The organism is Pseudomonas helleri (genome assembly GCF_045830615.1).
In the GTDB taxonomy this organism is placed as follows: domain Bacteria; phylum Pseudomonadota; class Gammaproteobacteria; order Pseudomonadales; family Pseudomonadaceae; genus Aquipseudomonas; species Aquipseudomonas helleri.
Genome location: NZ_CP174501.1, coordinates 1732952 through 1759673 on the forward strand (window position 1 = coordinate 1732952; position 26722 = coordinate 1759673).

22 protein-coding genes are annotated in these 26722 nt (G+C 58.8%); 2 read left to right on the forward strand and 20 right to left on the reverse strand.

Going from position 1 to position 26722, the window contains the following annotated elements:
* Position 1 precedes the first annotated feature (1 nt).
* Positions 2–829, reverse strand: coding sequence for an NAD(P)-dependent oxidoreductase (locus ACJJU9_RS07975; RefSeq protein WP_048387725.1), 828 nt, complete (start codon positions 827–829; stop codon positions 2–4).
* A 182-nt stretch (positions 830–1011) separates the two neighbouring features.
* A complete protein-coding gene (locus ACJJU9_RS07980) occupies positions 1012–2283 on the reverse strand; it encodes an OprD family porin (protein WP_407730408.1) in 1272 nt (423 codons plus the stop codon).
* Between the two features lie 458 nt (positions 2284–2741).
* Between ACJJU9_RS07980 and ACJJU9_RS07985 the strand changes: the two genes are divergently transcribed.
* A complete protein-coding gene (locus tag ACJJU9_RS07985; RefSeq protein WP_048387837.1) occupies positions 2742–3488 on the forward strand; it encodes a FadR/GntR family transcriptional regulator in 747 nt (248 codons plus the stop codon).
* Between the two features lie 150 nt (positions 3489–3638).
* Positions 3639–4721: an AI-2E family transporter gene (locus ACJJU9_RS07990; protein ID WP_407730409.1), complete on the forward strand. Its 1083-nt coding sequence runs from the start codon at positions 3639–3641 to the stop codon at positions 4719–4721.
* Here ACJJU9_RS07990 and ACJJU9_RS07995 read toward each other — a convergent pair.
* The 18 genes from ACJJU9_RS07995 to ACJJU9_RS08080 all read right to left on the reverse strand — a co-directional run bounded on the left by ACJJU9_RS07995 (position 4718) and on the right by ACJJU9_RS08080 (position 26674).
* On the reverse strand, positions 4718–6835 hold the full coding sequence (locus ACJJU9_RS07995) for a TonB-dependent receptor family protein (RefSeq protein WP_407730410.1): 2118 nt from the start codon (positions 6833–6835) through the stop codon (positions 4718–4720). The two genes, ACJJU9_RS07990 and ACJJU9_RS07995, sit on opposite strands and share 4 nt — an antisense overlap.
* 234 nt (positions 6836–7069) lie before the next feature.
* Entirely contained in the window at positions 7070–8539 is a 1470-nt protein-coding gene (nuoN, locus tag ACJJU9_RS08000) for an NADH-quinone oxidoreductase subunit NuoN (RefSeq protein WP_048368558.1), read from the reverse strand.
* A 7-nt stretch (positions 8540–8546) separates the two neighbouring features.
* Positions 8547–10079, reverse strand: a complete 1533-nt coding sequence (gene nuoM, locus ACJJU9_RS08005; RefSeq protein ID WP_048387732.1) for an NADH-quinone oxidoreductase subunit M — start codon at positions 10077–10079, stop codon at positions 8547–8549.
* 38 nt (positions 10080–10117) lie between these two features.
* Positions 10118–11971 carry an NADH-quinone oxidoreductase subunit L gene (nuoL, locus tag ACJJU9_RS08010; RefSeq protein WP_048368556.1) on the reverse strand — a complete coding sequence of 618 codons (1854 nt, stop codon included), beginning with the start codon at positions 11969–11971 and terminating at the stop codon, positions 10118–10120.
* Positions 11968–12276 (reverse strand): NADH-quinone oxidoreductase subunit NuoK, encoded by a 309-nt coding sequence (nuoK, locus tag ACJJU9_RS08015; protein ID WP_003446970.1) that lies wholly within the window; start codon positions 12274–12276, stop codon positions 11968–11970. The genes nuoL and nuoK overlap by 4 nt, the downstream gene beginning before the upstream one ends.
* Before the next feature lies 1 nt (position 12277).
* Complete coding sequence (gene nuoJ, locus ACJJU9_RS08020) at positions 12278–12781, reverse strand: NADH-quinone oxidoreductase subunit J (protein WP_407730412.1); 504 nt, start codon at positions 12779–12781, stop codon at positions 12278–12280.
* Positions 12782–12790: 9 nt separating this feature from the next.
* On the reverse strand, positions 12791–13339 hold the full coding sequence (gene nuoI / locus ACJJU9_RS08025) for an NADH-quinone oxidoreductase subunit NuoI (protein WP_016780194.1): 549 nt from the start codon (positions 13337–13339) through the stop codon (positions 12791–12793).
* Between the two features lie 12 nt (positions 13340–13351).
* Complete coding sequence (gene nuoH, locus ACJJU9_RS08030) at positions 13352–14359, reverse strand: NADH-quinone oxidoreductase subunit NuoH (protein WP_048368554.1); 1008 nt, start codon at positions 14357–14359, stop codon at positions 13352–13354.
* Positions 14356–17070, reverse strand: a complete 2715-nt coding sequence (gene nuoG / locus ACJJU9_RS08035; RefSeq protein ID WP_048368553.1) for an NADH-quinone oxidoreductase subunit NuoG — start codon at positions 17068–17070, stop codon at positions 14356–14358. Before nuoG ends, nuoH begins: the two co-directional genes overlap by 4 nt.
* A 133-nt stretch (positions 17071–17203) precedes the next feature.
* Positions 17204–18559: an NADH-quinone oxidoreductase subunit NuoF gene (nuoF, locus tag ACJJU9_RS08040; RefSeq protein ID WP_048387736.1), complete on the reverse strand. Its 1356-nt coding sequence runs from the start codon at positions 18557–18559 to the stop codon at positions 17204–17206.
* Positions 18556–19053 carry an NADH-quinone oxidoreductase subunit NuoE gene (nuoE, locus tag ACJJU9_RS08045; RefSeq protein ID WP_048368551.1) on the reverse strand — a complete coding sequence of 166 codons (498 nt, stop codon included), beginning with the start codon at positions 19051–19053 and terminating at the stop codon, positions 18556–18558. The genes nuoF and nuoE overlap by 4 nt, the downstream gene beginning before the upstream one ends.
* A 2-nt stretch (positions 19054–19055) precedes the next feature.
* Positions 19056–20840, reverse strand: a complete 1785-nt coding sequence (nuoC, locus tag ACJJU9_RS08050) for an NADH-quinone oxidoreductase subunit C/D (protein WP_048368795.1) — start codon at positions 20838–20840, stop codon at positions 19056–19058.
* Between the two features lie 74 nt (positions 20841–20914).
* Positions 20915–21589, reverse strand: a complete 675-nt coding sequence (locus ACJJU9_RS08055; protein ID WP_048368550.1) for an NADH-quinone oxidoreductase subunit B family protein — start codon at positions 21587–21589, stop codon at positions 20915–20917.
* 10 nt (positions 21590–21599) lie between these two features.
* A complete protein-coding gene (locus tag ACJJU9_RS08060) occupies positions 21600–22013 on the reverse strand; it encodes an NADH-quinone oxidoreductase subunit A (protein WP_003446990.1) in 414 nt (137 codons plus the stop codon).
* Between the two features lie 597 nt (positions 22014–22610).
* Positions 22611–23936: an isocitrate lyase gene (gene aceA / locus ACJJU9_RS08065; RefSeq protein ID WP_048387738.1), complete on the reverse strand. Its 1326-nt coding sequence runs from the start codon at positions 23934–23936 to the stop codon at positions 22611–22613.
* Positions 23937–24168: 232 nt separating this feature from the next.
* Positions 24169–24912: a secretin N-terminal domain-containing protein gene (locus ACJJU9_RS08070; RefSeq protein ID WP_407730413.1), complete on the reverse strand. Its 744-nt coding sequence runs from the start codon at positions 24910–24912 to the stop codon at positions 24169–24171.
* 180 nt (positions 24913–25092) lie between these two features.
* Positions 25093–25515: a GNAT family N-acetyltransferase gene (locus ACJJU9_RS08075; RefSeq protein ID WP_407730414.1), complete on the reverse strand. Its 423-nt coding sequence runs from the start codon at positions 25513–25515 to the stop codon at positions 25093–25095.
* On the reverse strand, positions 25508–26674 hold the full coding sequence (locus ACJJU9_RS08080; protein WP_048368546.1) for a cupin domain-containing protein: 1167 nt from the start codon (positions 26672–26674) through the stop codon (positions 25508–25510). The genes ACJJU9_RS08075 and ACJJU9_RS08080 overlap by 8 nt, the downstream gene beginning before the upstream one ends.
* Between the last annotated feature and the right edge of the window lie 48 nt (positions 26675–26722).

Sequence of the window (26722 nt, forward strand, 5' to 3'; positions counted from 1 at the left end):
CTTATTCGTCGCCAAAGGGGCCGGCTGCCACAAAGGCACCGCCTTGATAAATTCTGCTGGGGTCATCGGCGGGCGGCATAGGTTGGGCTTCAACCTTGTCGCGGTAAATCTCTGAGGTGTCCTTGGGGGCGAAACCCAAGTGCGCCGCATAGCGGTTGTCCCACCACACGTTCAAATTGTTCGAGGCGCCATAGACCACGGTATGCCCGACATTCGGCGTGTAGAGCGCGCGTTCGAGCAACTGCGTGAGGTCGGCAAAGCTCAGCCAGGTGTGCATCATTCGGCGGTTTTGCGGTTCGGGGAAAGAAGAGCCGATGCGGATGCTGACGGTTTCGATGCCATAACGGTCGAAATAAAAGGTCGCCATGTCTTCGCCATACGACTTCGACAGCCCGTAGTAACCGTCAGGGCGGCGAGGGGAGCGGGCATCGAGTGTCTGGTCTTGCTGGTAAAAACCGATGACATGGTTAGAGCTGGCAAACACAACACGCTTGACCCCGTGTCGACGCGCCGCTTCGTAAATATGGAACACGCCGCTGATGTTAGGGCCGAGGATTTCTTCAAAAGAGCGTTCAACCGATACACCGCCAAAATGCAGGATGGCGTCCACGCCTTCGACCAACTGGTGCACAGCCTGTTTGTCGGCGAGGTCACACACGATGGTTTCTTCACGGCTGTCGGCTGCGCAGGCCATTGGCGCTATATCAGACAGTCGTAGCACCTTGGCATAAGGCTTGAGGGTTTCGCGCAGCACCTTCCCCAAACCACCTGCGGCACCGGTGAGAAGAAGGCGATTGAAGGGAGTTTGGACAGTACGAGTGTTAGTCATCAAGGACCCCTGCGTTTCTTATTAATGTCATCTGTTGTCGTATGACTTGGCTTGGATTATTCACAGCCCTAGCCGGTGTTGTCAATGCGCGATTTTGCCAAGTGCCATCATTGCGCCTCAACCCTTTGCAGGCGCGAGCTTGCCTCGCGATCTTTAAACCGATCACGAGACAAGCGGGCGGGTTACAACAGCGACAACGGGTAGCTGATAAAGATGCGGTTCTCGTCAAACTCATGGGCGCTGTAGTCGCGACGGATGCTCGCGTTACGCCAGCGCACTGTCAGGTCCTTGAGGGTGCCGCTTTGCACGGTGTAGGCCAGTTCCGATTCGCGGCCCCACTCTTTGCCGTCAGTGGTGGTGGTGGCGGTGTGGATGTTACTACCGCTGATATAGCGGTTCATCATGGTCAGACCCGGGACCCCAAGTACGGCGAAATCAAGGTCGTGGCGCAGTTGCCAAGAACGTTCCTTGGCCAGGTCATAGCTGGAGTTGTAACTGTCGTTGGCCAGGGTGCCGCCGCTGGTGCCGTTGACGCGGAACCAGCCGTCGTCGCCGTACACTCTTTGCAGGCCGACATACAGGGTGTTGCCTTTGTATTTGGCCGAGAGCAGGGCTGATGCGGTTTTGTTGTCCAGTTCACCGGCACGTTTGCTGCCGTCTTCCTTGCCCCAGAAGTAGCCGAGGTTCGCGCCTAGGGTGACATCGCCCACCGGCTGGCTGTGGATCAGGTTGAGGAATTGTTGCTGGTAGATGTTTTCCAGCTCGGCATACCAGGCGCCAACTTGTGTGCGTTTTTCATTGAAGGTGTAATCACCACCAGCAAAATTGAAGCGGTCTGATGTGAAGGCGCCTTTGCCGTTGAGCGACATGTCTTCCATGCTCGCGTCATTACGTGGGCTGTTGGCGCGGAACTGCCCGCCGTAAAGGTTCAGGTTGGCGATTTCTTTAGAAGTGATCTGTGCACCGCGAAAGGTCTGAGGCAGCGAGCGACCGTCATCTGAACGCAAAATTGGCAGCACCGGCATCCACTCGCCGACTTTCAGTTCAGTGTTCGAGAACTTGGCTTTGGCCGCCACACCCAGGCGCCCGAAGTTCTTGGCCGGTTCGCCATCACTGCCGGTCGGCAGCAACTGCGTACCTGCGGTGCCTTTACCGCCATCAAGTTTCTGCGAGTACATCCCCAGCACGTCCACCCCGAAACCGACGGTGCCTTGGGTAAAGCCGGACTTGACGTCCAGAATGAAGTTTTGCGTCCATTCTTCGGCCTTGCTTTGCGGGGCGCGGCTGTTGGGGTAGTCCGGGTTGGTGTAGTTGCGGTTGATGTACGCGTTACGCAGGGTAAGGGTCGCTTTGGTGTCGTCGATGAACCCTTCTGCCATGCCTGTCAGCGGCAGCGTAAACGACATGCTGCCCAGCCCCATAAGAATCAATGAGCGGGTGTTGTGAGATCTCATTATTGTTGTGCTCCCATTTTTGACAAAGCCGTCCTCACGTGACCAACAGAAGCGGTCTGCAATGTGAAGGCGGTGTGTGTTGCCCTGGTGTCAGGGCGCTGACTCAAGCCGTTGTGACGGCAGAGTCTTTTGCTGCAGACAGACGTTCAGCAAAAGCGGCAGGCAATCGGCCCGTGTGTAATCGGGCTCGACCGGGGTGTGCGAGGGGCGTAACGCGAGACAGTGTGGTCATACGGAATTCCCTGATTATTATTGTTGTGTTATCCGTTGTCGTACAACTTTGTCGGATTATTTACACCTTCGGCGGCCTTTGTCAATGCAGGGTCAAGCAAACAAATCAGGGTTACATCGGGGCAGAGGGTGGTTGAACTCACTGGCGAAGGGTGATCGTACAACCGCCATGAGCTATCATGCGATAACTTGCAGTTCGCACTTAGACCCCGAGATAAATGTTGACCATGGAAAACCCCACTGACGTTCCACGCCTTCCTCGCAAACGCCGTAGCCTCGCGCAGGAATTGGTGACGGTGCTGTCCGAGCAAATTCGCGACGGTTTGCTCAAGCGCGGCGACAAGCTGCCCACCGAGTCCGCGATCATGGAAGCCCATGGCGTCAGCCGCACTGTGGTGCGCGAGGCAATCTCCCGTTTGCAGGCGGCAGGGCAAGTCGAGACGCGGCATGGCATCGGCACGTTCGTGCTGGACACACCCAGCCCGAGCGGCTTTCGTATCGACCCGGCCACCGTGGTGACATTGCGCGACGTGCTGGCGATTCTGGAGTTGCGTATCAGCCTGGAAGTCGAGTCGGCCGGGTTGGCCGCGCAGCGTCGTAACCCGGAACAGTTGGCCGCCATGCGTGCCGCCCTGGATGCCCTTAACGAAAACACTGCGCGTAACGGCGATGCTGTAGCGTCGGACTTCCAATTCCACCTGCAGATTGCGCTGGCCACCGGCAACCGCTATTTCACCGACATCATGAACCACCTGGGCACCAGCATCATCCCGCGTACCCGCCTCAACTCGGCGAGCCTGGCCCATGATGATCAGGCCCAGTACATGAGCCGCCTGGGCCGGGAACACGAAGAAATCTACGCAGCCATTGCCCGCCAGGACTCCGACGCCGCCCGTGCGGCCATGCGTTTACACCTGACCAACAGCCGCGAACGCCTGCGCCATGCGCATGAAGAGGCAGAGGCGCAGGGCTAAAGAACTGCACTTGTAGTCGCTGCCGAAGGCTGCGATGGGCGGCATGGGCTGCGCAACGGCCCTCACCGTTGAAGTCAACAGCGAAGGTCCTGCGGCCCTTATCGCAGCCTTCGGCAGCGACTACAGGTCTACTTAAGACATGGAAGGCGTATGAACGAAACAAGTCTGCAACGTAAAACCCTGCTCCTGCTTCTGGCCTTTGTCACCGTTGCCTTTATCTGGATTTTGCTGCCGTTCTACGGGGCGATTTTTTGGGCGGTGGCGCTGGGTATCCTGTTTGCGCCCTTGCAGCGCAAGTTGCTCCTCAAGTTCAAAGGTCGGCGTAACCTGGCCACCTTTACCACGCTCACAGCCTGCACCCTGATCGCGATTCTGCCGGTGATTTTCACCACGATCCTGCTGGTGCAAGAAGTGGCCACCCTTTATAGCGATGTGCAAAGCGGCAAGATCAACGTCGCCGGCTACATCGCCCAACTGCAAAGCAGCTTGCCGCATCAGGTCACGGAATGGCTCGACCGCCTGGGCTTGAGAAGCATTGAAGGCGTCAGCGATAAAATCTCCAAGGGGGCGCTTGAAGGCAGCCAGTTCTTTGCCACTCAAGTGTTCAACTTTGGGCAGAGCACCTTTGAGCTGGTGGTGAGCTTTTTCATCATGCTTTACCTGTTGTATTTCTTTATTCGTGACGGTCAGGCCATGGTGCGTTTGATCCGCAATGCGGTGCCCATGGCTGAACAGCACAAGCGCCTGCTGCAAATCAAATTGCGTCGCGTGGTCAGGGCTTCAGTCAAAGGCAATCTGGCGGTGGCCGTGGTGCAGGGCGCGCTGGGTGGGGTAATCTTCTGGATCCTGGGCATCCAGAGCTCGCTGTTTTGGGCAGTGCTGATGATGTTTCTGTCGTTGTTGCCTGCCGTCGGGGCGGGCATCGTCTGGGCGCCGGTGGCGATTTACTTCCTGACCACCGGGATGATCTGGCAAGGCGTGGTGCTGGCGCTGTTCGGCGTCTTCGTGATCGGCATGGTCGACAACGTGCTGCGCCCGATTCTGGTGGGCAAAGACACGAAAATGCCGGACTTCCTGATCCTGATCTCGACCTTGGGCGGCATGGCGATTTTCGGCCTCAATGGCTTTGTCATCGGGCCATTGATCGCCGCCCTGTTCCTGTCGAGCTGGGGATTGTTCAGCGGCACCCGGCGCAAGGTCCGCTTGCCCGCTGACAAAATCACGCTCGACTAACGAAAGCTGTACGAAACCCCGACGTAGGCGCCCCGGCCTTCGCCGGGAGTGGAGCGGGCGGCGTCCTGGCCTTTGTCGTCGTAGCCCGGCGTCACCGTGGCGGCGTAGCGCTCGCCGGTGAGGTTGCGCAGGTCGATCCAGGTCTGCCAGTCGCGCTTGGGGGAGGCGTAACCCAGTGTCGCGCCCCACAGCGTGTAAGACGACGCGTAGTAAGTGTTGGCATAGTCCACCGCCATGCGTGAGGCCACTTGGGTGTTGACCCCCGCATAGAAGCCTTGCGGGTGGTCATAGCGGACCTCCGCCTGGTAGTAGTGCTGTGGGATGCCCGGCAAACGGTTGTCACCAAAGCGCGAGTCATCGCGGTAATGGAAGTCGCTGAAGGTGTAGGCCTGACGCAACGACACGCTGCCCACGCCATCGCGCTGCCACAAGCGGCTATTGAGCCCGGCTTCAATGCCTTGGTGCACGGTCGGGCTGGCGTTGGACTCGCCGACAATCGGTGCCAGGTCAGCCGTGGCGGCTTGCAGCTCAACCGTCAGCAGTTCATGGCGCACGGCCGAGTAGTACCAGGCCAGATCCCATTGGCCGATCCCCGAGTCGCCGCGTGTGCCCAGCTCAAGGGTGGTCGCGGTCTGGTTTTGCATGGCAATCGGTGTGCTTTGGCGTCCGGTAGCCGGGCCGCTGCCCACCGGGAATACGTACGGCGAACTCCAGATCATCGACCACGGGTGCGGCGGCTCGACCGAGCGACTGAGGTTGCCGTACACCTGCAAGTGCGGGTTGAACTCATAGCGCAAGCCCAGGCGCGGCGCGTAATCCCAATCATGGCGGCTGACTTTGCCGCCAGTGTCGGGGTAGCTCACTTCACTTTCGCGGCGGGTATAGATCAGCGCCATACCCGTGGTCAGCCACAGGTCTGGCATCAGTTCCAGATCATTGCTGGCGTGCAGCACGCTGTCCGAACCCTGATAACTGAAGTCGCGCATTTTGGTGCCCGGCGCATAGCTGGCGGTGTTGCCCCGCGGGATGCGCACGTATTCCGACGCGCCGCTGTTGGGCAAATGCTTGCTGCTGCGCAGACCCACCGTGGTTTTGCTTTCAAGGCCAAACAGGGTGTCGCGGCGCTTGTAGTTCAAGGTGCCGCTGACATCGGTGTAGGCCACCTTCAGCCGGTTAGGCCCTTCGCGCAGATCCATGGGGTAGTCGTGGTACACCAGCCCGACTTCCAGCTGCGAATCGTCGTCCAGGTACAGCGTGGTCTTGTTGCCCAGCCAGGTGCTGCCGGGTTGCGGGCGGGTGTAGTCACCGCTCACATACGCCGGATTGGCAGCGCGTGGGTGATGCTTGATTTGTTCTTTAGTGACTCGGCCTGCGAGTTCGTTATCGGTTTCGCGATAACGCAGATAAAAGCGCGTTTCCAGTTGCGGGCTGAAACGATAGCCAATATTGGCCGCGAAGCCTTTGCTATTGCCTGACGTGTGGTCTTGATAGCCGTTGGTCTCCGCGTCGTTCAGCGACACGTAGTAATCCAGATCCCCCAACACTTGCCCGGAACTGATCTGGCGTTTCTGGTAGCCGTAACTGCCTGTTTCATAGCGCACTTGCAGGGGCGCGGCGTCATAGCCGGTGTGGGTGACGTAATTGATCGAGCCGCCCAAGGCCAGCGCGCCGACATCAAAACCATTGGCTCCGCGCAACACCTCAGCACGGCTCAGCCACAACGGCTCGAACAGCTCATAGGGCGTACCGCCGGGGCCGGTCAGCGGCAGGCCATCAAACATCACATACAGGCCCGAGCCGTGGGCGCCGGGGGCGCGGTTGATGCCCGAACCGCGCACCGAGACCTTGGTGCCCTCATTACCGCCAGATTGCGCATACACACCGGGTTGATACGCCAGCACATCACTGTTGGTCGCGACGCGACCCTGTTCGACCGCGTTCATGTCGATCACATTGCTGGCGCCGGGCACCTGCTTGAGCGCCTCCTGGGCGGCTTGCAGGTCGCTGCTTTCCTCACTGCGAACCTGAACCTCACCCAATTCCAGCGGGTCAGCATAAGCGGGCGCAGCGCAGACAAGCGCCAAAGGCAGAAACGAAGACAAGGCAGATCGCATTAACAGGCATTCCAGGACGATGGGCGGGCGGCGCGCCAGCCTATACAAGCCCGTAATCACTCGCAACTGTCAGACAATCACAGCCCCACCTAACTGTAGGATCGAGCTTGCCTCGCGATCTTTTAAAGATCAAAAGATCGCGAGGCAAGCTCGCTCCTACAGGGGCTGGCAGGATCAAAAAAATACCCCGTGAAGGCCGGGCCTTCACGGGGTATCGGGACAACCCTTTAACGCTTAACCGTGCAGGTACAGCGTTGCGTGTTGCACCAGTTCCAGCATCGGTTGTGGGTACACGCCCAGTACGAACACCAGAATCGAAACCGCCAGCAGCATCACGCCACCTGCCTTCTGCTCCCAGTTCAGCGGAGCATCGTGGCGATGCAGTTTCGGCTCGACCAGGTACAGGGTCACCATCACACGCAGGTAGTAGAACACGCCGATGGCGCTACCCAGGATCAGGGAACCGACCAGCCACCATTGGTGAGCTTCAACGCCGGTCGCAATGATGTAGAACTTGCCGATAAAGCCAGCGGTCAGCGGGATACCGGCCAGCGACAACATCATCACGGTCAGTACGGCGGTCATGTACGGACGGCGCCAGAACAGGCCGCGGTACTCGTACAGTGCGTCTGCGTCACGGCCTTTGTACGGCGACGACATCATGGTGATGACGCCGAACGCACCGAGGCTGGTGAGCACGTAGGTGATCAGGTACACGCCGATCGCTTCAACGGCCATGCCTTTGCTCGCAATCAGGGCGATTAGCAGGTAGCCAAAGTGGGCGATGGACGAGAAACCCAGCAGACGCTTGAGGTTGTTTTGGGTCAGGGCCAGCAGGTTACCGAACAGGATCGAAGCAATCGCGATCACGGTCAGTACGTCGCTCATCACACCGGTAGTGGCGGCCGGGGAGATCTGGAACAAACGCACGATGACGGCAAACACGGCAACTTTCGAAGCGGTGGCCAGGAAAGCCGCCACAGGCGCCGGAGCACCTTCGTACACGTCTGGGGTCCAGAGGTGGAACGGTACCAGCGACAGTTTAAAGGCCAGACCCACCAGCATCATGCCCAGACCCAGCTGTGCGATGGCGCTTGGCGCGCCAGTCGACGCCAGGGCGTGGCCGATACCGCTGAAGCTCAGGCTGCCGGCTTCGGCGTACAGCAGGGCCATACCGAACAGCAGGAACGCAGAACCTGCAGCCGACAGCACCATGTACTTGATGCCGGCTTCCAGCGAACGCTTGTTGAAGAAGGCGTAAGCCACCAAGCCGTAGACCGGAACCGAGAGCAACTCCAGGCCGATGAACAAGCCCGCCAGGTGTTGCGCGCTCACCAGCACGATACCGCCAGCCGCAGCCAACAGGATCAGCAGGTAAAGCTCTTCGCGGTTGCCCGGGTAGCCGGTGCCGCCTTCGCCCAGGTAAGCATGGGCAAGGGTGACGCAGGCCAGCGTCGAGACCAGGATCAGACCGGTGTATAGATAGGCAAAGTTGTCCATCATCAACAGCGGGGTGACAGCCAGCGGTGCCACTTTTAATGCCGGGAAAATCGACAGCAGTGCCAGGTTAAGACCCGCCACCGAAAGCAGGAAGGTCTGTGAGTGATTGCGGCGCCACGCGATTGCCAGCATCACCACCACAACGGTGAGGCTGGTAATCAGCAGTGGAGCAAGCGCGATAAAGTGTTGGATCGTGAATTCCATAGCGCTCTTACCGGGCCGAAGCGAGTTGAGTGAAGGCGGTGCCGAGCCATTGCTGCACGCCATGCATGGTCGCAGCAGAGGTATCGAGGAACGGTTGCGGGTACACGCCGATGAAAATCAGCAGTACCGCCAGACCGAGCACCATGATCAGTTCACGAGCATCCATGCCGGCCAGTACCGCGTCCGATTTGGACGGGCCGAAGTAGGCGCGGTGAATCATGATCAGCGAGTAAACCGAACCAAACACCAGACCGGTTGTTGCAATGGCCGTGACCCAAGGGAAGCTGGCGAACGAGCCCATCAGAATCAGGAACTCACCCACGAAGTTACCGGTGCCTGGCAAGCCCAGCGACGCGGCAGCGAAGAACAGGCTGATGGCCGGCAAGTAAGCGATCTTCGACCACAAGCCACCCATTTCACGCATGTCACGGGTGTGCAGGCGCTCGTACAGCTGGCCGCTGAGGATAAACAGCGCCGCTGCCGAAACACCGTGCGCGAGCATCTGGATCACTGCGCCTTGCAACGCCAGCAGGCTGCCGGAGTAGATGCCGATCAGGACGAAGCCCATGTGCGAAACGCTGGAGAACGCGATCAGACGCTTGATATCGGTTTGTGCGAAGGCCAAGAAAGCACCGTAGAAAATCCCGATCAGACCCAGGGTCATGGCAATCGGCGCAAACTCGGCCGAGGCATTCGGGAACAGCGGCAAGGCGAAACGCAGCAGACCATAAGCAGCGGTCTTGAGCAGGATACCGGCCAAGTCGACCGAACCTGCGGTAGGCGCCTGGGCGTGAGCGTCCGGCAACCAGGAGTGGAACGGTACAACCGGCAGTTTCACCGCAAACGCAATGAAGAAGCCAAGCATCAGGATGTACTCGGTGGTGAGCGACATCTTGGTTTTCAGCAACTCGGCGTAGCTGAAGGTCAGCACACCGGTTTCATTGTAGTTAACCAGCACCAGGCCCAGGATCGCCACCAGCATGATCAGGCCGGAAGCCTGAGTGAAGATGAAGAACTTGGTCGCGGCGTAGATACGGGTTTTCTTGCCGTCGGACGAGCTGTGACCCCAGAGCGCAATGAGGAAGTACATCGGCACCAGCATCATTTCCCAGAAAAAGAAGAACATGAACAGGTCGATGGCGAGGAACACGCCAACGACGCCGCCCAGGATCCACATCAGGTTCAGGTGGAAGAAGCCCACGTGACGCTGAATTTCTTTCCAGGAACACAGTACCGACAACACGCCCAACAGGCCGGTCAGCAGGATCATCAGCAGCGACAGGCCGTCCAGCGCCAGGTGCACGCTGATGCCGAAGCGCTCGATCCAGGTGTGCTGGAACTCAAGCGCCCACGCCGGGGCAGCGCCCGGGTTCGGTGCCAGATGGTAGTCCCCGTGCGCCCACAGCCAAAGGCCGAGGGCAAGTTCGAGGGACATGGTCAGCAACGCAATCCAGCGTGGCAGGGTAGGGCCGAAGCGCTCACCCAGCCAGCACAGCAGGCCGCCGATAAAGGGGATCAGGATTAGCCAAGGCAGAATCATGACGGGCTCAATTCCTTTCGCAATGTCGAAGGTTCATATCAGACCGCTACCAGTACGATGGCGCCCATGACCAGTACAGCACCGGCGGCCATGGAAGCAGCGTACCAACGCAGTTGACCGGTTTCGCTGCGGCTCAGGGCGTTATGCCCGGCCTTGGCCATCTGCGGGATCAAACCAATGGTCTGGTCCAGCGGATCTTTGCGCAGCACGCGGCAGATCAACAGGTACGGTTTGACGAACAATTTGTCGTACAGCCAATCGAAGCCCCAGGCAGCGAACCACCAGGCCGAGAGGAAGCGACCGATGCCGCTATTGGCAACAGCGGTAACGAAACGACGTTTGCCCAGGTACAGCAGGGCAGCGAGCAGGATACCGGCCAGGGCAATGGCACCCGAGGCGATTTCCAGGCTGTGTTTGGCTTCGCCGCCGGCATGGCCAACGCTTTGTGGCAGTACGCCAGCCAACGGAGGCGTGATCAGGGCGCCGATGAAGGTCGACAGCACAATCAGGATGCTCAGTGGCAGCCAGTAGGTTACGCCATGGCCTGCGTGGGCTTCAGTCTTGGCTTCACCGTGGAAGGTGACGAAGATCAGACGGAAGGTGTACAGCGAGGTCATGAACGCACCCGCCAGACCGGCATACAGCAGACCGCTGTGACCGCTGGCGAAGGCTTCCCAAAGAATTTCGTCCTTGGAGTAGAAGCCTGCTGTCAGCAATGGCAAGGCCGACAAGGCCGCACCGCCGACGATGAAGCTGGCGTAAGCCAGTGGCAGTTTTTTCCACAGGCCGCCCATCTTGAAGATGTTCTGCTCGTGGTGGCAGGCAACAATCACCGCACCCGATGCAAGGAACAGCAGGGCCTTGAAGAAGGCGTGGGTCATCAGGTGGAAGATCGCCCCGTCCCAGGCGCCAACGCCCAGCGCCAGGAACATGTAGCCGATCTGGCTCATGGTCGAGTAGGCGAGGATACGTTTGATGTCGGTTTGAACCAGCGCTGCGAAACCTGCCAGCACCAGTGTCACACCGCCGACGATGCCGACCAGGTGCAGCACTTCAGGGGCCAGGGTGAACAGGCCGTGGGTCCGCGCGATCAGGTAAACACCGGCGGTCACCATGGTTGCGGCGTGGATCAATGCCGAAACCGGTGTCGGGCCCGCCATCGCGTCTGCCAACCAGGTTTGCAGGGGCAGTTGCGCCGATTTACCGACCGCACCGCCCAGCAGCATCAGGGTCGCAAGAACGATCCAGAAGTCGCCGGCCTGGAATTTCTGCGGCGCCAGCACCAGCAGTTCCTGAATGTTCAGCGTGCCCAACTGTTGGAACAGGATGAACAGGCCGATGGCCAGGAACACGTCACCGATACGGGTCACGATAAAGGCTTTGAGTGCGGCGTTACCGTTGTTGCGGTTGCTGTAGTAGAAACCGATCAACAGGTAAGAGCACAGGCCCACGCCTTCCCAGCCGAAGTACACGAACAGCAGGTTATCGGCCAGGATCAGGAACAGCATGCTGGCGATAAACAGGTTGGTGTAGGAGAAGAAGCGCGAGTAGCCGTCTTCACCGCGCATGTACCAGGAGGCAAATACGTGGATCAGGAAGCCCACACCGACAACAACGCCGAGCATGGTCACTGCCAGGCCGTCGAGGTACAGGGTGAAGCTAGGCTTGAAGTCGCCTACCGACATCCACTGCCACAGCACTTGGCTGTAGTGGCCGCCTTCAGGTGGTGCAACGTTGAATTGCCAGATCACGTACGCGGCAACGATGGCCGACAGGCCAATGGAGCCGACGCCGATCAGTGCCGAGAGGTTTTCGCTGAAACGTCCACGGGAGAACGACAGCAGCAAAAAGCCGATCAGGGGGAATACGAAAGTCAGAAAGAGAAGGTTCATCCGCGCATCTCACTGGCAGCATCGATATCAAGCGTGTGGAAGCGGCGATACAGTTGCAGCAAGATCGCCAGGCCAATACTGGCCTCGGCAGCTGCCAGGGTGATCACCAGGATGAACATCACTTGTCCATCCGGCTGCGCCCAACGTGCACCGGCAACAATGAACGCCAGTGCAGCGGCGTTCATCATGATTTCCAGACTCATCAATACGAAGAGAATGTTACGGCGAACCATCAGTCCAACCAGACCGAGGCAGAACAGTACGCCTGCTACCGCAAGCCCGTGTTCCAAAGGTATTCCAGGCATCTTATTGCTCCTTCGCCTCAGTGCGGCCCAAGTGGAACGCCGTCACCGCTGCAGCCAGCAGCAGCATCGAGGCGAGTTCGACCACCAGCAGATACGGGCCGAACAGGCTGATGCCCACGGCTTTTGCATCAATGGTGGTTTGACCGATATCCGCGCCGCTCTGGTGAGCGAACAGCACATACAGCAGTTCAGCCAGCAGCAAGGCCGACAGAATGCTCGGGCCAACCCATATGCCGGGCTTGAGCCAGTGGCGTTCTTGCGTCACCGAGGCCGGGCCCTGGTTGAGCATCATCACCACGAACACAAACAGCACCATGATGGCACCGGCGTAGGCGATCACTTCGAGCACACCGGCAAACGGTGCGCCGAGGCTGAAAAAGGTCATCGCCACGGCAATCAGCGAAATAATCAGGTAGAGCAGGGCGTGCACAGGGTTGGTGTTGGTGATCACGCGTAGCGTGGACACGACAGCGACACCCGATGCGAAATAGAAAGCGAATTCCATCGTTCTTCCTTAAGGCAGCAAGCTCTTCACGTTGATCGGCTCGGCTTCGTTCTGGGCAGCGCCTTTCGGCTTGCCTTCTACGGCCATACCCGCAACACGATAGAAGTTGTAATCAGGGTTCTTGCCCGGGCCGGAGATCAGCAGATCTTCCTTCTCGTAGACCAGATCCTGACGTTTGAACTCGGCCATTTCGAAATCCGGTGTCAGCTGGATCGCGGTGGTCGGGCAGGCTTCCTCACACAGACCGCAGAAAATGCAGCGTGAGAAGTTGATGCGGAAGAACTCCGGGTACCAACGGCCATCTTCGGTTTCGGCTTTTTGCAGCGAGATGCAGCCCACCGGGCACGCTACGGCGCACAAGTTACAGGCTACACAACGCTCTTCGCCGTCCGGGTCGCGGGTCAGGACGATTCGGCCACGGTAACGCGGTGGCAGATAGACCGGTTCTTCCGGGTATTGCAGCGTGTCACGCTTGCGGAAGGCATGGCCAAACACCATCACCAAGCTGCGAAGCTGGGTGTAGGTGCCATGCACGATGTCAAACAGGTACTTGAACATGGGTCTCTATCCTCACTGAACCGCGACTGCAGGCGTGTTCATCAACACGATTGCAGCGGTTACCAGCAAATTGATCAGGGTCAGCGGCAGGCAGAACTTCCAGCTGAAATCCATCACTTGGTCATACCGTGGACGCGGAATAGAAGCGCGCAGCAGGATGAAGATCATGATGAAAAACGCGGTCTTCAGGGCGAACCAGATAAACGGGATCTGCGGCAGGATGCCGAAAGGCCCGTGCCAGCCACCAAAGAACAAAGTCACCAGCAACGCCGAGATCAATACGATCCCGATGTACTCACCGACGAAGAACATGCCCCATTTCATGCCGGCGTATTCAATGTGGTAACCATCGGCCAGTTCCTGTTCTGCTTCCGGCTGGTCGAAGGGGTGACGGTGAGTCACAGCGACGCCAGCGATGAAGAAGGTCAGGAAACCGAAGATCTGCGGAATGATGAACCACAGGTTCTGCGCTTGGTATTCAACGATGTCGCGCATGTTGAACGAGCCAACCTGCACCACGATGCCCATCAGCGACAGGCCCATGAACACTTCGTACGACACAGTCTGCGCCGAAGCACGCAAGCTGCCGAGCAGGGCGAACTTGTTGTTGCTGGACCAGCCAGCGAACAACACCGCGTACACCGACAGACCGGCCATGGCGAAGAAGAACAGGATACCGATGTTCAGATCCGCCACGCCCCAGGTCGGGGTGATCGGGATAATCGCAAAGGCGATGAGCAAGGCGCTCATGGCCACAACCGGTGCCAGGGTGAAGATCATCTTGTCGGCAAACGGAGGGGTCCAGTCTTCCTTGAAGAACATCTTGATCATGTCGGCGGCGATCTGAAACGCGCCGAACGGGCCTACGCGGTTCGGGCCGTAACGGTCTTGCCAGAGGGCGAGCAAACGACGCTCGACCCAGCTCAGCAGCGCGCCGCACACCACCACGGCGAGCAGGATCACGATGGCCTGCACCACCGTGATGATCACGTCGATCACTTCAGGCGTAAACCAGCTCATTGGGCTGCCTCCTGCAAACCGTCAACGGTAAGGCCAAAGATAGCGGGTGGAATACCTGGCAGACCGGCTGGCAATGCCACCAGACCTGCACCCAGCTCTTCGTTGATACGCAGCGGCAGACGCAGGGTCAGGCCCGCCACGTTCAAGCTCAGCAGCGCGCCGTCGTTGACACCCAGACGGTCGGCTTCGGACTTGGCCAGGGCCACGTAGGCGGCAGGGATACGCTCTTGTACCGGCGCGGCTTTAGAAGAGTTCTCTTCGCTGCCCAGCAGGTGATAGAACGGCACCACTTGCCAAGTGCCACGTGCCGGGTTGAACGCGCCCGGAATGTTGGCGGACCAGCTCAGTGCATCACCTTTGCTTTCGATCAGGCGGGTGCCCGGGTCGCCAGCGCGGATATGACCACCGACTTCGTCCTGGAACTTGTTCCACGCTTGTGGCGAGTTCCAGCCCGGCGACCAGGCGAACGGCACTTGTTTACGCGGTTCTACCGAGCCCGAGTAACCTTCCATCGAGAACGCGAACGCGGTGTCCGGGTCTTGTGGAATACGTGGCTCGTGCACGCTGATGTTGGCGCGCATGGCCGTGCGGCCGCTGTAACGCAGCGGTTCACGGGCCAGTTTCAAACCTTTGATACGGAACGCAGCGGACGGCGCAGCATCAACGATCTGGGCCAGTTCCGGGGTGCTGGCGGCAGTGGCTTGAGTCACGTGGTCGAGCAGCGTCCAGTCAACCGGCTTGTTCAGCAGGGTGCTGCGCAGGGCATGCAGCCAGCGCCAGCCTTCGTGGATCAAAATGCTCGAATCCAGGTAGCGCGGCTCGTAGACCTGGAAGAAGCGCTGGGCGCGGCCTTCCTGGCTGACCAGGGTACCGTCGCCTTCGGCGAAGCTGGCGGCTGGCAGAACCAGGTCAGCGCGGTCTGTGGTCGCGGTCTTTTGATGATCGGCAACGATGACGACTTTGGCAGCGTCCAGTGCCGCATTGACCTTGATCGCGTCAACACGGGTGAACAGGTCGTTTTCCAGCACCACGATGGCGTCGGCTTTACCGTCGATAACCGCTTGCAGCGCTGCATCAACCGAATCACCGCCGAGCATGGCCAGGCCGAGGCTGTTGGCCTCTGGCACCACCAGGCTGATGGAGCCGGCTTTTTCACGCAGGTGCAGGGCCTTGGCGATGTTGCCTGCGGCTTCGATCAGGGCTTTAGAGCCCAGCGAAGTACCGGCCACGATCAGTGGGCGTTTGGCTGCGAGCAGGGCGTCAGCGATGCGCTGGGCCAGCTCAAGAGCTTCTGCGTCCAGGCCAGGTACGGCCGGAGCGCTGGCGTCAATGGCGTGAGCCACGGCGAAACCGATGCGCGCCAGGTCTTCCGGGGCGGCGTGTACACACTCTTCAGCCACGTCATCGAGCTTGGTTTCAGCCAGGCTGGCGATAAACAGCGGGTTCAACGCGTGCTGGCCGATGTTTTTCACCGCAGCGTCGAGCCAAGGCTGAACGCGCATGGCGTCGGCCATGTCTTCAGCTTTGCCCTTGACCGATTGACGTAGCGACAGCGCCATACGGGCGGCGGTCTGGGTCAGGTCTTCACCCAGCACGAACACGGCGTCGTGATCTTCGATCTCGCGCAGGTTAGGCACTGGCAGCGGGCTGTCTTTAAGCACTTGCAGCACCAGACGGATGCGCTCCAGCTCAGCGGCTTCGATGCCGGAGTAGAAGTGCTCGGCGCCGACCAGCTCAAGCAACGCGTAGTTGCTTTCGAGGCTGGCACGTGGCGAACCGATACCGACGATGTTGCGACCGCGCAGCAGCTCAGCCGCTTTGTCCAGCGCAGCGTCCAGGCCCAGCTTGGTGCCGTCGGCCAGCAGCGGCTGACGTGGGCGGTCGGTGCGGTTGACGTAGCCATAGCCGAAACGGCCACGGTCACACAGGAAGTACTGGTTCACCGAACCGTTGAAACGGTTTTCGATGCGGCGCAGTTCGCCATAACGCTCGCCCGGGCTGATGTTGCAGCCGCTGGAGCAACCGTGGCAAATGCTTGGCGCGAATTGCATGTCCCACTTACGGTTGTAGCGCTCGGAGTGAGTTTTGTCGGTGAACACACCGGTCGGGCAGACCTCGGTGAGGTTGCCGGAGAACTCGCTTTCGAGCACGCCGTCTTCAACGCGACCGAAGTACACGTTGTCGTGAGCGCCGAACACACCCAGGTCGGTGCCGCCTGCGTAGTCTTTGTAGTAGCGCACGCAGCGATAGCAGGCGATGCAGCGGTTCATCTCGTGAGCGATGAACGGGCCGAGTTCCTGGTTCTGGTGGGTGCGCTTGGTGAAGCGATAACGGCGCTCGTTGTGGCCGGTCATCACCGTCATGTCTTGCAGGTGGCAGTGACCGCCTTCTTCGCACACAGGGCAGTCGTGCGGGTGGTTGGTCATCAGCCATTCGACGACGCTGGCGCGAAACACTTTCGCTTCTTCGTCTTCGATGGAAATCCAGCTTCCGTCAGTGGCCGGGGTCATGCAGGACATGACGATACGACCACGGGTGTCGTTCTCGTCGGTGTACTGCTTGACTGCGCACTGGCGGCAGGCGCCGACGCTGCCCAGGGCAGGGTGCCAGCAGAAATACGGAATATCGAGTCCTAGCGACAAACAGGCCTGTAACAGGTTGTCTGCCCCATCGACTTCGAGCTCTTTGCCGTCTACGTGGATAGTGGCCATGGTTCAAAGTTCTTCGTTGGCCCGGTGTCAGCGGGCGTGGCTAATGGAATCTTGTTATGCGTTCGAATCAACACAGCCTTTACGGCGTCATCGAACGATCAAAGGGTGGCACGGACCACCCTCAGTCAAAGCGTTACGCGCCGATTACAATCGGGCGAGCCAGCGGTACGGCGCCAGGTTTTGCTTGCGCAATACCGGCTTCGAACTCTGGACGGAAGTACTTGATCGCGCTGCCCAATGGCTCCACGGCGCCCGGTGCGTGAGCACAGAAGGTCTTGCCTGGGCCGAGGAAACCGACCAGACCCAGCAGGGTCTCGATATCGCCGGGCTGACCTTCGCCTTTCTCGAGTGCCATCAAGAGCTTGACGCTCCATGGCAAACCATCACGGCAAGGGGTGCAGAAACCGCACGATTCACGGGCAAAGAACTGTTCCATGTTGCGCAGCAGGGACACCATGTTGACGCTGTCGTCGACCGCCATCGCCAGGCCCGTACCCATACGGGTACCGACTTTGCCGATGCCGCCGGCGTACATTTGTGCGTCCAGGTGCTCTGGCAGCAGGAAGCCGGTACCGGCGCCGCCTGGCTGCCAGCACTTGAGCTTGAAGCCGTCGCGCATGCCACCGGCGTAGTCTTCAAACAGCTCGCGTGCGGTCACGCCGAACGGCAGTTCCCACAGGCCAGGGTTCTTCACTTTGCCGGAGAAGCCCATCAGCTTGGTGCCGTGGTCTTCGCTGCCTTCGCGGGCGAGGGATTTGTACCAGTCAACGCCGTTGCCAATGATGGCCGGTACGTTGCACAGGGTTTCTACGTTGTTCACGCAGGTCGGCTTGCCCCATACGCCCACAGCGGCCGGGAAGGGCGGCTTGGAACGCGGGTTGGCGCGACGGCCTTCGAGGGAGTTGATCAGTGCGGTTTCTTCGCCGCAGATGTAACGCCCGGCGCCGGTGTGCACGAACAGTTCGAAGTCAAAGCCCGAACCGAGGATGTTCTTGCCCAGCAGGCCGGCTGCCTTGGCTTCTTCGACCGCACGACGCAGGTGCACGGCGGCGGTGGTGTATTCACCGCGCAGGAAGATGTAGCCACGGTAGGTTTTAAGCGCGCGGGCACTGATCAGCATGCCTTCGATCAGCAGATGGGGCAGTTGCTCCATCAGCATGCGGTCTTTCCAGGTGTTGGGTTCCATTTCATCGGCGTTACACAGCAGGTAACGGATGTTCATGGATTCGTCTTTAGGCATCAGCCCCCACTTCACGCCCGTGGGGAAGCCCGCACCACCACGACCTTTGAGGCCCGCGTCTTTCACGGTCTGGACGATATCGTCCTGCGCCATGTCCGCGAACGCTTTGCGCGCCGCCGCGTAGCCGTCTTTGGCCTGGTACTCGTCGAGCCATACAGGCTCGCCGTCGTCACGCAGGCGCCAGGTCAGCGGGTGGGTTTCTGCCGAACGCGCAATGCGGTTGGCAGGGCCGAAAGAAGTCAGGGTCATGGGTAGCCCTCCAACAACGTAGCGACGCCAGCAGGCTGCACGTCACCGAATGTGTCGTCGTCGATCATCAACGCCGGCGCCTTGTCGCAGTTGCCCAGGCAGCACACCGGCAGCAGCGTGAAGCGGCCGTCCGGGGTGGTCTGGCCCAGGCCGATGCCCAGCTTGCTCTGGATTTCGCCGACCACGGACTCGTGGCCACCGATGTAGCACACCATGCTGTCGCACACGCGAATGATGTGCCGGCCCACCGGCTGACGGAAGATCTGGCTGTAGAACGTGGCCACGCCTTCAACGTCGCTGGCCGGGATGCCCAGCAGTTCGCCGATGGCGTATACCGCGCCATCCGGCACCCAGCCGCGTTCCTTCTGAACGATCTTCAGGGCTTCGATCGACGCTGCGCGCGGATCTTCGTAGTGATGCATCTCGTGCTCGATGGCCGAGCGCTCGGTTTCGCTCAGGGCGAAACGGTCTGTCTGGATAAGCGTGCTGTTCATGCTTAGCGGTCCACGTCGGCCATAACGAAATCGATACTCCCCAGGTACGCAATCAAGTCCGCGACCATTTCGCCTTTGATCACCGAAGGGATCTGCTGCAAATGGGCGAAGCTTGGGGTGCGAATCCGGGTGCGGTAGCTCATGGTGCCGCCATCGCTCGTCAGGTAGTAACTGTTGATGCCCTTGGTCGCTTCGATCATCTGGAAGGATTCGTTGGCCGGCATGACCGGGCCCCACGAAACTTGCAGGAAGTGCGTGATCAAGGTCTCAATGTGCTGCAGCGTGCGCTCTTTAGGCGGCGGCGTGGTCAGCGGGTGATCCGCCTTGTACGGGCCGGCCGGCATGTTGCGCATGCACTGCTCGATGATTTTCAGGCTCTGACGCATTTCTTCGACGCGCACGATGCAGCGGTCGTAGGCATCGCCATTGGCTGCCAGCGGGACTTCGAATTCGAAGTTTTCGTAACCGGAGTACGGACGCGCTTTACGCACGTCGAAGTCGCAGCCGGTGGAACGCAGGCCAGCACCGGTGACGCCCCATTCCAGGGCCTCTTTGGTGTTGTACTGGGCGACGCCGATGGTACGACCACGCAGAATGCTGTTGTCCAGGGCGGCTTTTTGGTATTCGTCCAGACGCTTTGGCATCCACTCGACGAATTCCTTGACCAGACGCTCCCAGCCATTTGGCAGGTCGTGGGCAACACCACCGATGCGATACCAGGCCGGGTGCAGACGGAAACCGGTGATGGCTTCGATTACTTTGTAAGCGCGCTGACGGTCGGTGAAGGTAAAGAACACCGGGGTCATGGCGCCCACGTCCTGGATGTAGGTCCCCAGGAACAGCAGGTGGCTGGTGATACGGAAGAACTCGGCCATCATGATGCGGATGGTGTCGACCCGGTCCGGCACCTTGATCCCGGCGAGCTTTTCTACCGAGAGCACGTACGGCAGGTTGTTCATCACGCCGCCGAGGTAGTCGATACGGTCGGTGTACGGGATGAAACTGTGCCAGGACTGGCGCTCGGCCATCTTCTCGGCACCACGGTGGTGGTAGCCGATGTCTGGCACGCAGTCGACGATCTCTTCGCCGTCCAGTTGCAGAATGATACGGAAGGCACCGTGAGCCGAAGGGTGGTTCGGGCCCAGGTTGAGGAACATGTAGTCCTCGTTTTCGCCGGAACGCTTCATGCCCCAGTCTTCAGGACGGAAGCGCGCAGCTTCTTCTTCCAGTTGCACTTTGGCCAGGGTCAGGCTGTACGGATCGAACTCGGTCGCACGCGCCGGGAAGTCCTTGCGCAGCGGGTGACCTTCCCAGGTCGGCGGCATCATGATGCGCGACAGGTGCGGGTGACCTTTAAAGTCGATACCGAACATGTCCCAGACTTCACGCTCATACCAGTTGGCGTTTGGCCAGATACCGGTGATGGTCGGCAGGCTGAGGTCGCTCTCGGACAAGGCAACCTTGATCATTACGTCACTATTACGCTCAAGCGACATCAGGTGGTAGAAGACCGTGAAGTCTGCACCCGATGGCAAGCCCTGACGCTTGGTGCGCAGACGTTCGTCCACACCGTGCAAGTCATAGAGCATGACGTAAGGTTTTGGCAGGTTGCGCAGGAAGGTCAGTACTTCAACCAGTTTTGCGCGGGTAACCCAAAGCACCGGCATGCCGGTGCGTGTGGCCTGTGCGGTGAACGCTTCAGGGCCAAAACGGGTATTGAGTTCGACAACCACATCCTGGTCGTCAGCCTTGTAAGGCGGGATGTACAGAGCGGAGCCTGTAGTCATGGTTTTTTTATCGCTTTCGTTCAACGTAAAGAATGAAGCCAGTGTTTCGTTCTATGTATAGAAACGGCGCTGGATCAGACTTCGTCGGGGCTGCGCAGGTTAGTGACCTGAATACGCTGTTCGCGGCGCTGTTCCTTTTGGGACGGCATCTCGGCGCGGTACACGCCTTGTTCACCGACAACCCAGGAAAGTGGGCGACGCTCCTGGCCAATCGACTCTTGCAAGAGCATCAAGCCTTGCAGGAAAGCCTCTGGGCGGGGTGGGCAGCCTGGCACGTAAACGTCCACGGGCAGGAACTTGTCGACCCCTTGAACCACGGAGTAGATGTCGTACATGCCACCGGAGTTGGCGCAAGAACCCATGGAGATAACCCACTTGGGCTCAAGCATTTGCTCATAGAGACGCTGAATGATCGGCGCCATCTTGATGAAGCAGGTACCGGCAATAACCATGAAATCCGCCTGACGCGGCGATGCCCGGATCACTTCGGCGCCAAAGCGCGCGATGTCGTGGGGCGCCGTGAAGGCGGTGGTCATTTCCACGTAGCAGCACGACAAGCCGAAGTTGTACGGCCACAAGGAGTTTTTACGCCCCCAGTTGACCGTGCCGTTCAGCACGTCTTCAAGCTTGCCCATGAAAATGTTTTTGTGGACTTGATCTTCTAACGGATCGGCAACGGTTTCCCGATTGCCGATCGGGTATTGCTCGTTAGGAGCATCCGGGTCGATCCTGGTGAGTTCGTATTGCATTGCCAAAGCCTCATTGTTTCAGCTTGGCCTGCCGCTTACGACGAGCTTCCGGTGCCCAATCAAGAGCACCCACCCGAAATAGGTAGACAAGGCCTGCCAACAGAATTGCTATGAAAACGAGAGCTTCGACGAATCCGGTCCAGCCGCTTTCGCGAACAGACACAGACCATGCAAAGAGAAAGAGGGCTTCGATATCGAAGATCACGAACAGCATCGCGACCAGATAGAATTTTGCAGAGAGCCGCAAGCGGGCGCCACCGGTAGGCAGCATGCCGGACTCGAACGGTTCATTTTTGCTGCGGCCCCAGGCTTTTGACCCAAGGAGGCTGGAGACGCCGAGCATGAAGGCACAGAGGCCGACAACGCCGAGAAGGAAAATGGCAAAGCCCCAGTTGTGGGCTATGAGTCCTGTCGCTTCGGGCATGCTGGAAATCCTTAACAGAGAGCAAAGGTCTCTGAGCTTAAAAAGGTAATAAAGCAGTGACGATATGTCGCAGCGCTATTGATTGCCGGGATTTTATGGCTAAACACCCAGCAAGTAAATTTTCTAAGATGAATTAATTCAATCCTTTAGTGGTATAGCACTCCTCAAAGTCTGCGCAGGCCTTGTGTTCCGTGGATTACAGCGTGTTTCAAGGATTATGTTTTACGGCGCAGGTAATCAACAAAAGCAACTCTAAATGATAATTAATATCGTTTAAGCGCTGCGCTGTTGTGACGCAGTACGGTTAACCCGTTGAACTTGGCTTATATAGACGCACTTGGCAAGTTTAGAACTTGGCTTTGTAACCTGCTTCACGTTTCAGTTTATGGATCTGGGTCAGGTTTTTGGTGAATCGGCCTGATCCCCTCTGATGTCGTAGTCGCTGCTGAGGCACGAAGGCTGCGAGCCCTTGAAGTTCATGGCTGATCATAAACAGCTCGCAGCCTTCGTGCCTCGGCAGCGACTACAACGATGAGAGATGCCCACACAAAAAAACGCCCCGAACCAGTCGGGGCGCCAAACACTGAGGAGCAGTTATCAGTGGAATTGTTCTTCTTCGGTCGAGCCGGTCAGGGCGGTTACCGATGAAGAGCCACCTTGAATTACGGTGGTCATGTCGTCGAAGTAGCCGGTGCCCACTTCTTGTTGGTGCGCCACGAAGGTGTAGCCTTTTTCTGCGTCAGCGAATTCCTGCTCTTGCAGTTTCACGTAGGCGGTCATGTCGTTGCGGGCGTAGTCGTGCGCCAGGTTGAACATGCTGTGCCACATGTTGTGAATGCCGGCCAGGGTGATGAATTGGTGCTTGTAGCCCATGGCTGACAGTTCGCGCTGGAACTTGGCGATGGTCGCGTCGTCCAGGTTTTTCTTCCAGTTGAAGGAAGGCGAGCAGTTGTACGACAGCAGTTGGTCCGGGTATTCCTTTTTGATCGCTTCGGCAAAGCGGCGTGCTTCGTCCAGGTCCGGTTTGGCGGTTTCACACCAGATCAGATCGGCGTAAGGGGCGTAGGCCAGGCCGCGGGCAATGGCTTGGTCCAGGCCTGCACGGACTTTGTAGAAGCCTTCTTTGGTGCGCTCGCCAGACACGAACGGCTGGTCGTACGGGTCGCAGTCAGAAGTCAACAGGTCTGCGGCGTTAGCGTCGGTACGGGCCAGGATGATGGTTGGTACGCCAGCCACGTCAGCAGCCAGACGCGCTGCAGTCAGCTTTTGTACGGCTTCCTGGGTAGGAACCAGTACTTTGCCGCCCATGTGGCCGCATTTTTTCACCGAGGCCAGTTGGTCTTCGAAGTGAACGCCGGCGGCGCCTGCTTCGATCATGTTCTTCATCAGTTCGTAAGCGTTCAGTACGCCGCCGAAACCGGCTTCAGCGTCTGCCACGATAGGAGCGAAGTAGTCGATGTAACCTGCGTCGCCCGGGTTTTTGCCGGCTTTCCACTGGATCTGGTCGGCACGACGGAACGAGTTGTTGATGCGCTTGACCACGGTTGGAACCGAGTCCACCGGGTACAGCGACTGATCGGGGTACATGGATTCAGCAGAGTTGTTGTCTGCTGCCACTTGCCAACCCGACAGGTAGATAGCCTGGATGCCGGCTTTAACCTGTTGAACTGCCTGGCCCCCGGTCAGGGCGCCCATACAGTTGACGAAATCTTTCTCAGGACGGAAGGACGGGTGTGCGCCCTGTGTCACCAGTTTCCACAGCTTGTCAGCGCCCAATTTTGCAAAGGTGTGCTCGGGTTGAACCGAACCACGCAGGCGGACCACGTCAGCAGCGGAATAATCGCGTTTCACGCCTTTCCAGCGTGGGTTTTCGGCCCAGTCTTTTTCAAGGGCTGCAATTTGCTGTTCGCGTGTCAGTGCCATGGAGATAAACCTCGTCGCATAGGTCTGGGTTGAAAAATTTGCTCCGCCAGCACACAGCAATTGTGTTTGTGTAAGTGCGTGAATGGCTGCTCGCCAAGAGTCATCCAGGGCCCTTTTCCGGGGCTCTGATTGGCGGGAGCGGGGCCATCATGCCTTTGCATTTTTGTGTCGTCAAACACTTTGTAGTGCTTTTTTCGCAGCACTACATATTTGGTCTAATACGACCCGTCAGTCAGTTTTGGGCCCTCTGGTCGAGAGTGTTGACTTTGATCCGCACCGTCATGTCGTTGCGCCCTTGAGTAGAGTAAGTAAGGGTTGTAGCGTTATTTTCGGTCTGGCTCTGGTTACTGCTGCCTGCCACGGTGATCCACTGGCCGAGGGGTCCGCTGATCTGTGTGTTGGCATTTTTCATGTTCACTACATCGGGACGCTCCTGGCTCATGCTGTCCAGATGCGTGCTAATCGCGAGGTGTACCGTTTCACCTGTGACGGTGGCGGTGACGAAAAAACCCTGGGTGACATCGCGGTATTCGGTCTGTGTGAGCAGTCGGCCATAGGCGTCTGTCTGGGTGCTGGTGAGGGGCACGCTCTGGCCAATCTGGATTTGCGCGGGCACACCTTCAGTGGCCTCGATTTGCTGAATACCGCCTTCACGGCTGGCGGTGCTGATCACGCGGGTGTCTGAGTTGGACTCGGGGAGGTTGTTGTCGCGGGTGTCGACCGTAATCAGCAAGCGCTTGGCGGGGGTGTCGAGTTGCGCCAGCAGGTTTTCCAGATTTTGAATTTTTGAGGGGGCTGCTTCGACAATCAGTTGATTGCCGTAGGCACTGACTTTGCCGTTTTTACCAATAAAGTTCTGCGCAATCGGTAGCAGATCGGCGCTGGTGCGGTTTTGTAAGGTGATGACTTTTGTATCGGCCAGTGCGCTCAGGCTGAAGACCATGAGCAGGCTGGCGATGAAGGCGCGTAGGGACATGTCCGTTATCTCCGCAATACGTGAAAAGTATCCCCGGAGTGTGGCAGATAGCAAAACGCCCTGCGATCCGAAGATGGCAGGGCGTTTTGTGACGGGCCTTTGTAGTCGCTGCCGCAGGCTGCGATGGGTTGCGAAGCGACCCTTGATATTGGGCCCTTATTGCAGGCTACAGAGTAACGATCAGTCGCCGCGTTCCATATCAACGTGCGGAATGCCTGCTTCGAGGAATTCGTCGCTGACGATTTTGAAACCCAGGCGTTCATAGAACGGCGTTGCGTGCACTTGCGCGCTGAGCTGCTGCTTTTTGAGGCCGCGCTTTTCAGCTTCGTTGATCGCGGCCTGCATCAAGGCGTCTCCCACTTTAAGGCCGCGCCAGTCTTTGAGGACAGACACCCGGCCAATGTGGCCGTCCGGCAACAGCCGGGCAGTGCCAATCGGAAAGTCGCCCTCATAAGCCAGAAAATGCACGGCATCTGCGTCGTCTGCGTCCCACTCAAGCTCTGGCGGGACTTGTTGTTCGGCAATAAACACCGCCTCACGAATGCGTCGAATATCGGAGTTGTCCTTTTTCCAGTCGGCGACACTTACGTGAGTCTTATTCATCAGCAAACCCCAGGCTTCCTTGTTTAACCAGCTCGAAGAGCAGGTTGCTTGCGTCTTCATCGGCCAGCCATGGGCCGAGGTTATCACTGTGCAGGGCATCGGCCGCGCAAATCATTTTCAGCAATTCGCGCAGTTTACCCGGCAACAGGCGGCTTTGGCCGCTGGCGAACAACAGCAGGTCTTCGTCCACTTCAGACCAGGCCAGGCGGGCGCTCGGGTTGCGGATCAGGATAGCGCCCTGTTCCAGGCTGTCGATCAGCTCTGGCTCTTCAAGTTCCGGACCGACCACGAGTTCCGGGTAGCGTGGCTCGGTCATGAACTGGCCGAACCAGGTCAGCAGCATGCGCTCGTCGCTCATGTGCTCGGTCAGCAGGTTCTTCAGGCGCCCCAGAGCGTCGTGCTGAATCTGGTGCGGATCGCTTACAGGCTGCGCGTCGGCGTCAGTGTAGCGGTCTTCGTCTGGCAGATACTGGCTCAGGAAGTCGGTGAAGTGAGTCAGCACTTCGGCTGCGCTCGGGGCACGGAAACCGACCGAGTAGGTCAGGCAGTCATCCACGGCAACGCCGCAGTGGGCCAGACGTGGCGGCAGGTAAAGCATGTCGCCGGGTTCCAGGGTCCACTCATCGGTGGCCTCGAACTCAGCCAGAATGCGCAGGTCGGCATGTTCCAGCAGCTTGCTGTCGGCGTCGCACATCTGGCCGATCTGCCAGTGGCGTTTGCCGTGGCCTTGCAGGAGGAACACGTCGTAGTTGTCGAAGTGCGGGCCAACGCTGCCGCCCGGGGCTGCGTAGCTGATCATTACGTCATCGATGCGCCAGCTTGGCAGGAAGCGGAAGTTTTCCAGCAGTTCACCGACTTCCGGAACGAACTGGTCAACGGCTTGAACCAGCAGGGTCCACTCGCGTTCTGGCAGTTTGCCGAATTCGTCTTCTGCGAACGGGCCGCGGCGCAGTTCCCATGGGCGCTCGCCGTGCTCGATGATCAGGCGCGATTCGACTTCTTCTTCCAGCGCCAGACCGGCCAGTTCGTCGGCATCGATCGGGCTTTCGAAGTCAGGAATGGCCTGGCGGATCAGCAGTGGTTTTTTCTGCCAGTAGTCGCGCATGAACTCGCGCGCCGTGATGCCGCCCAGAAGTTGAAGAGGAGTATCAGGATTCATGTGTAACCTATTGAAAAAATGCGCTTTGTAATCAGGAATAAAAACGCC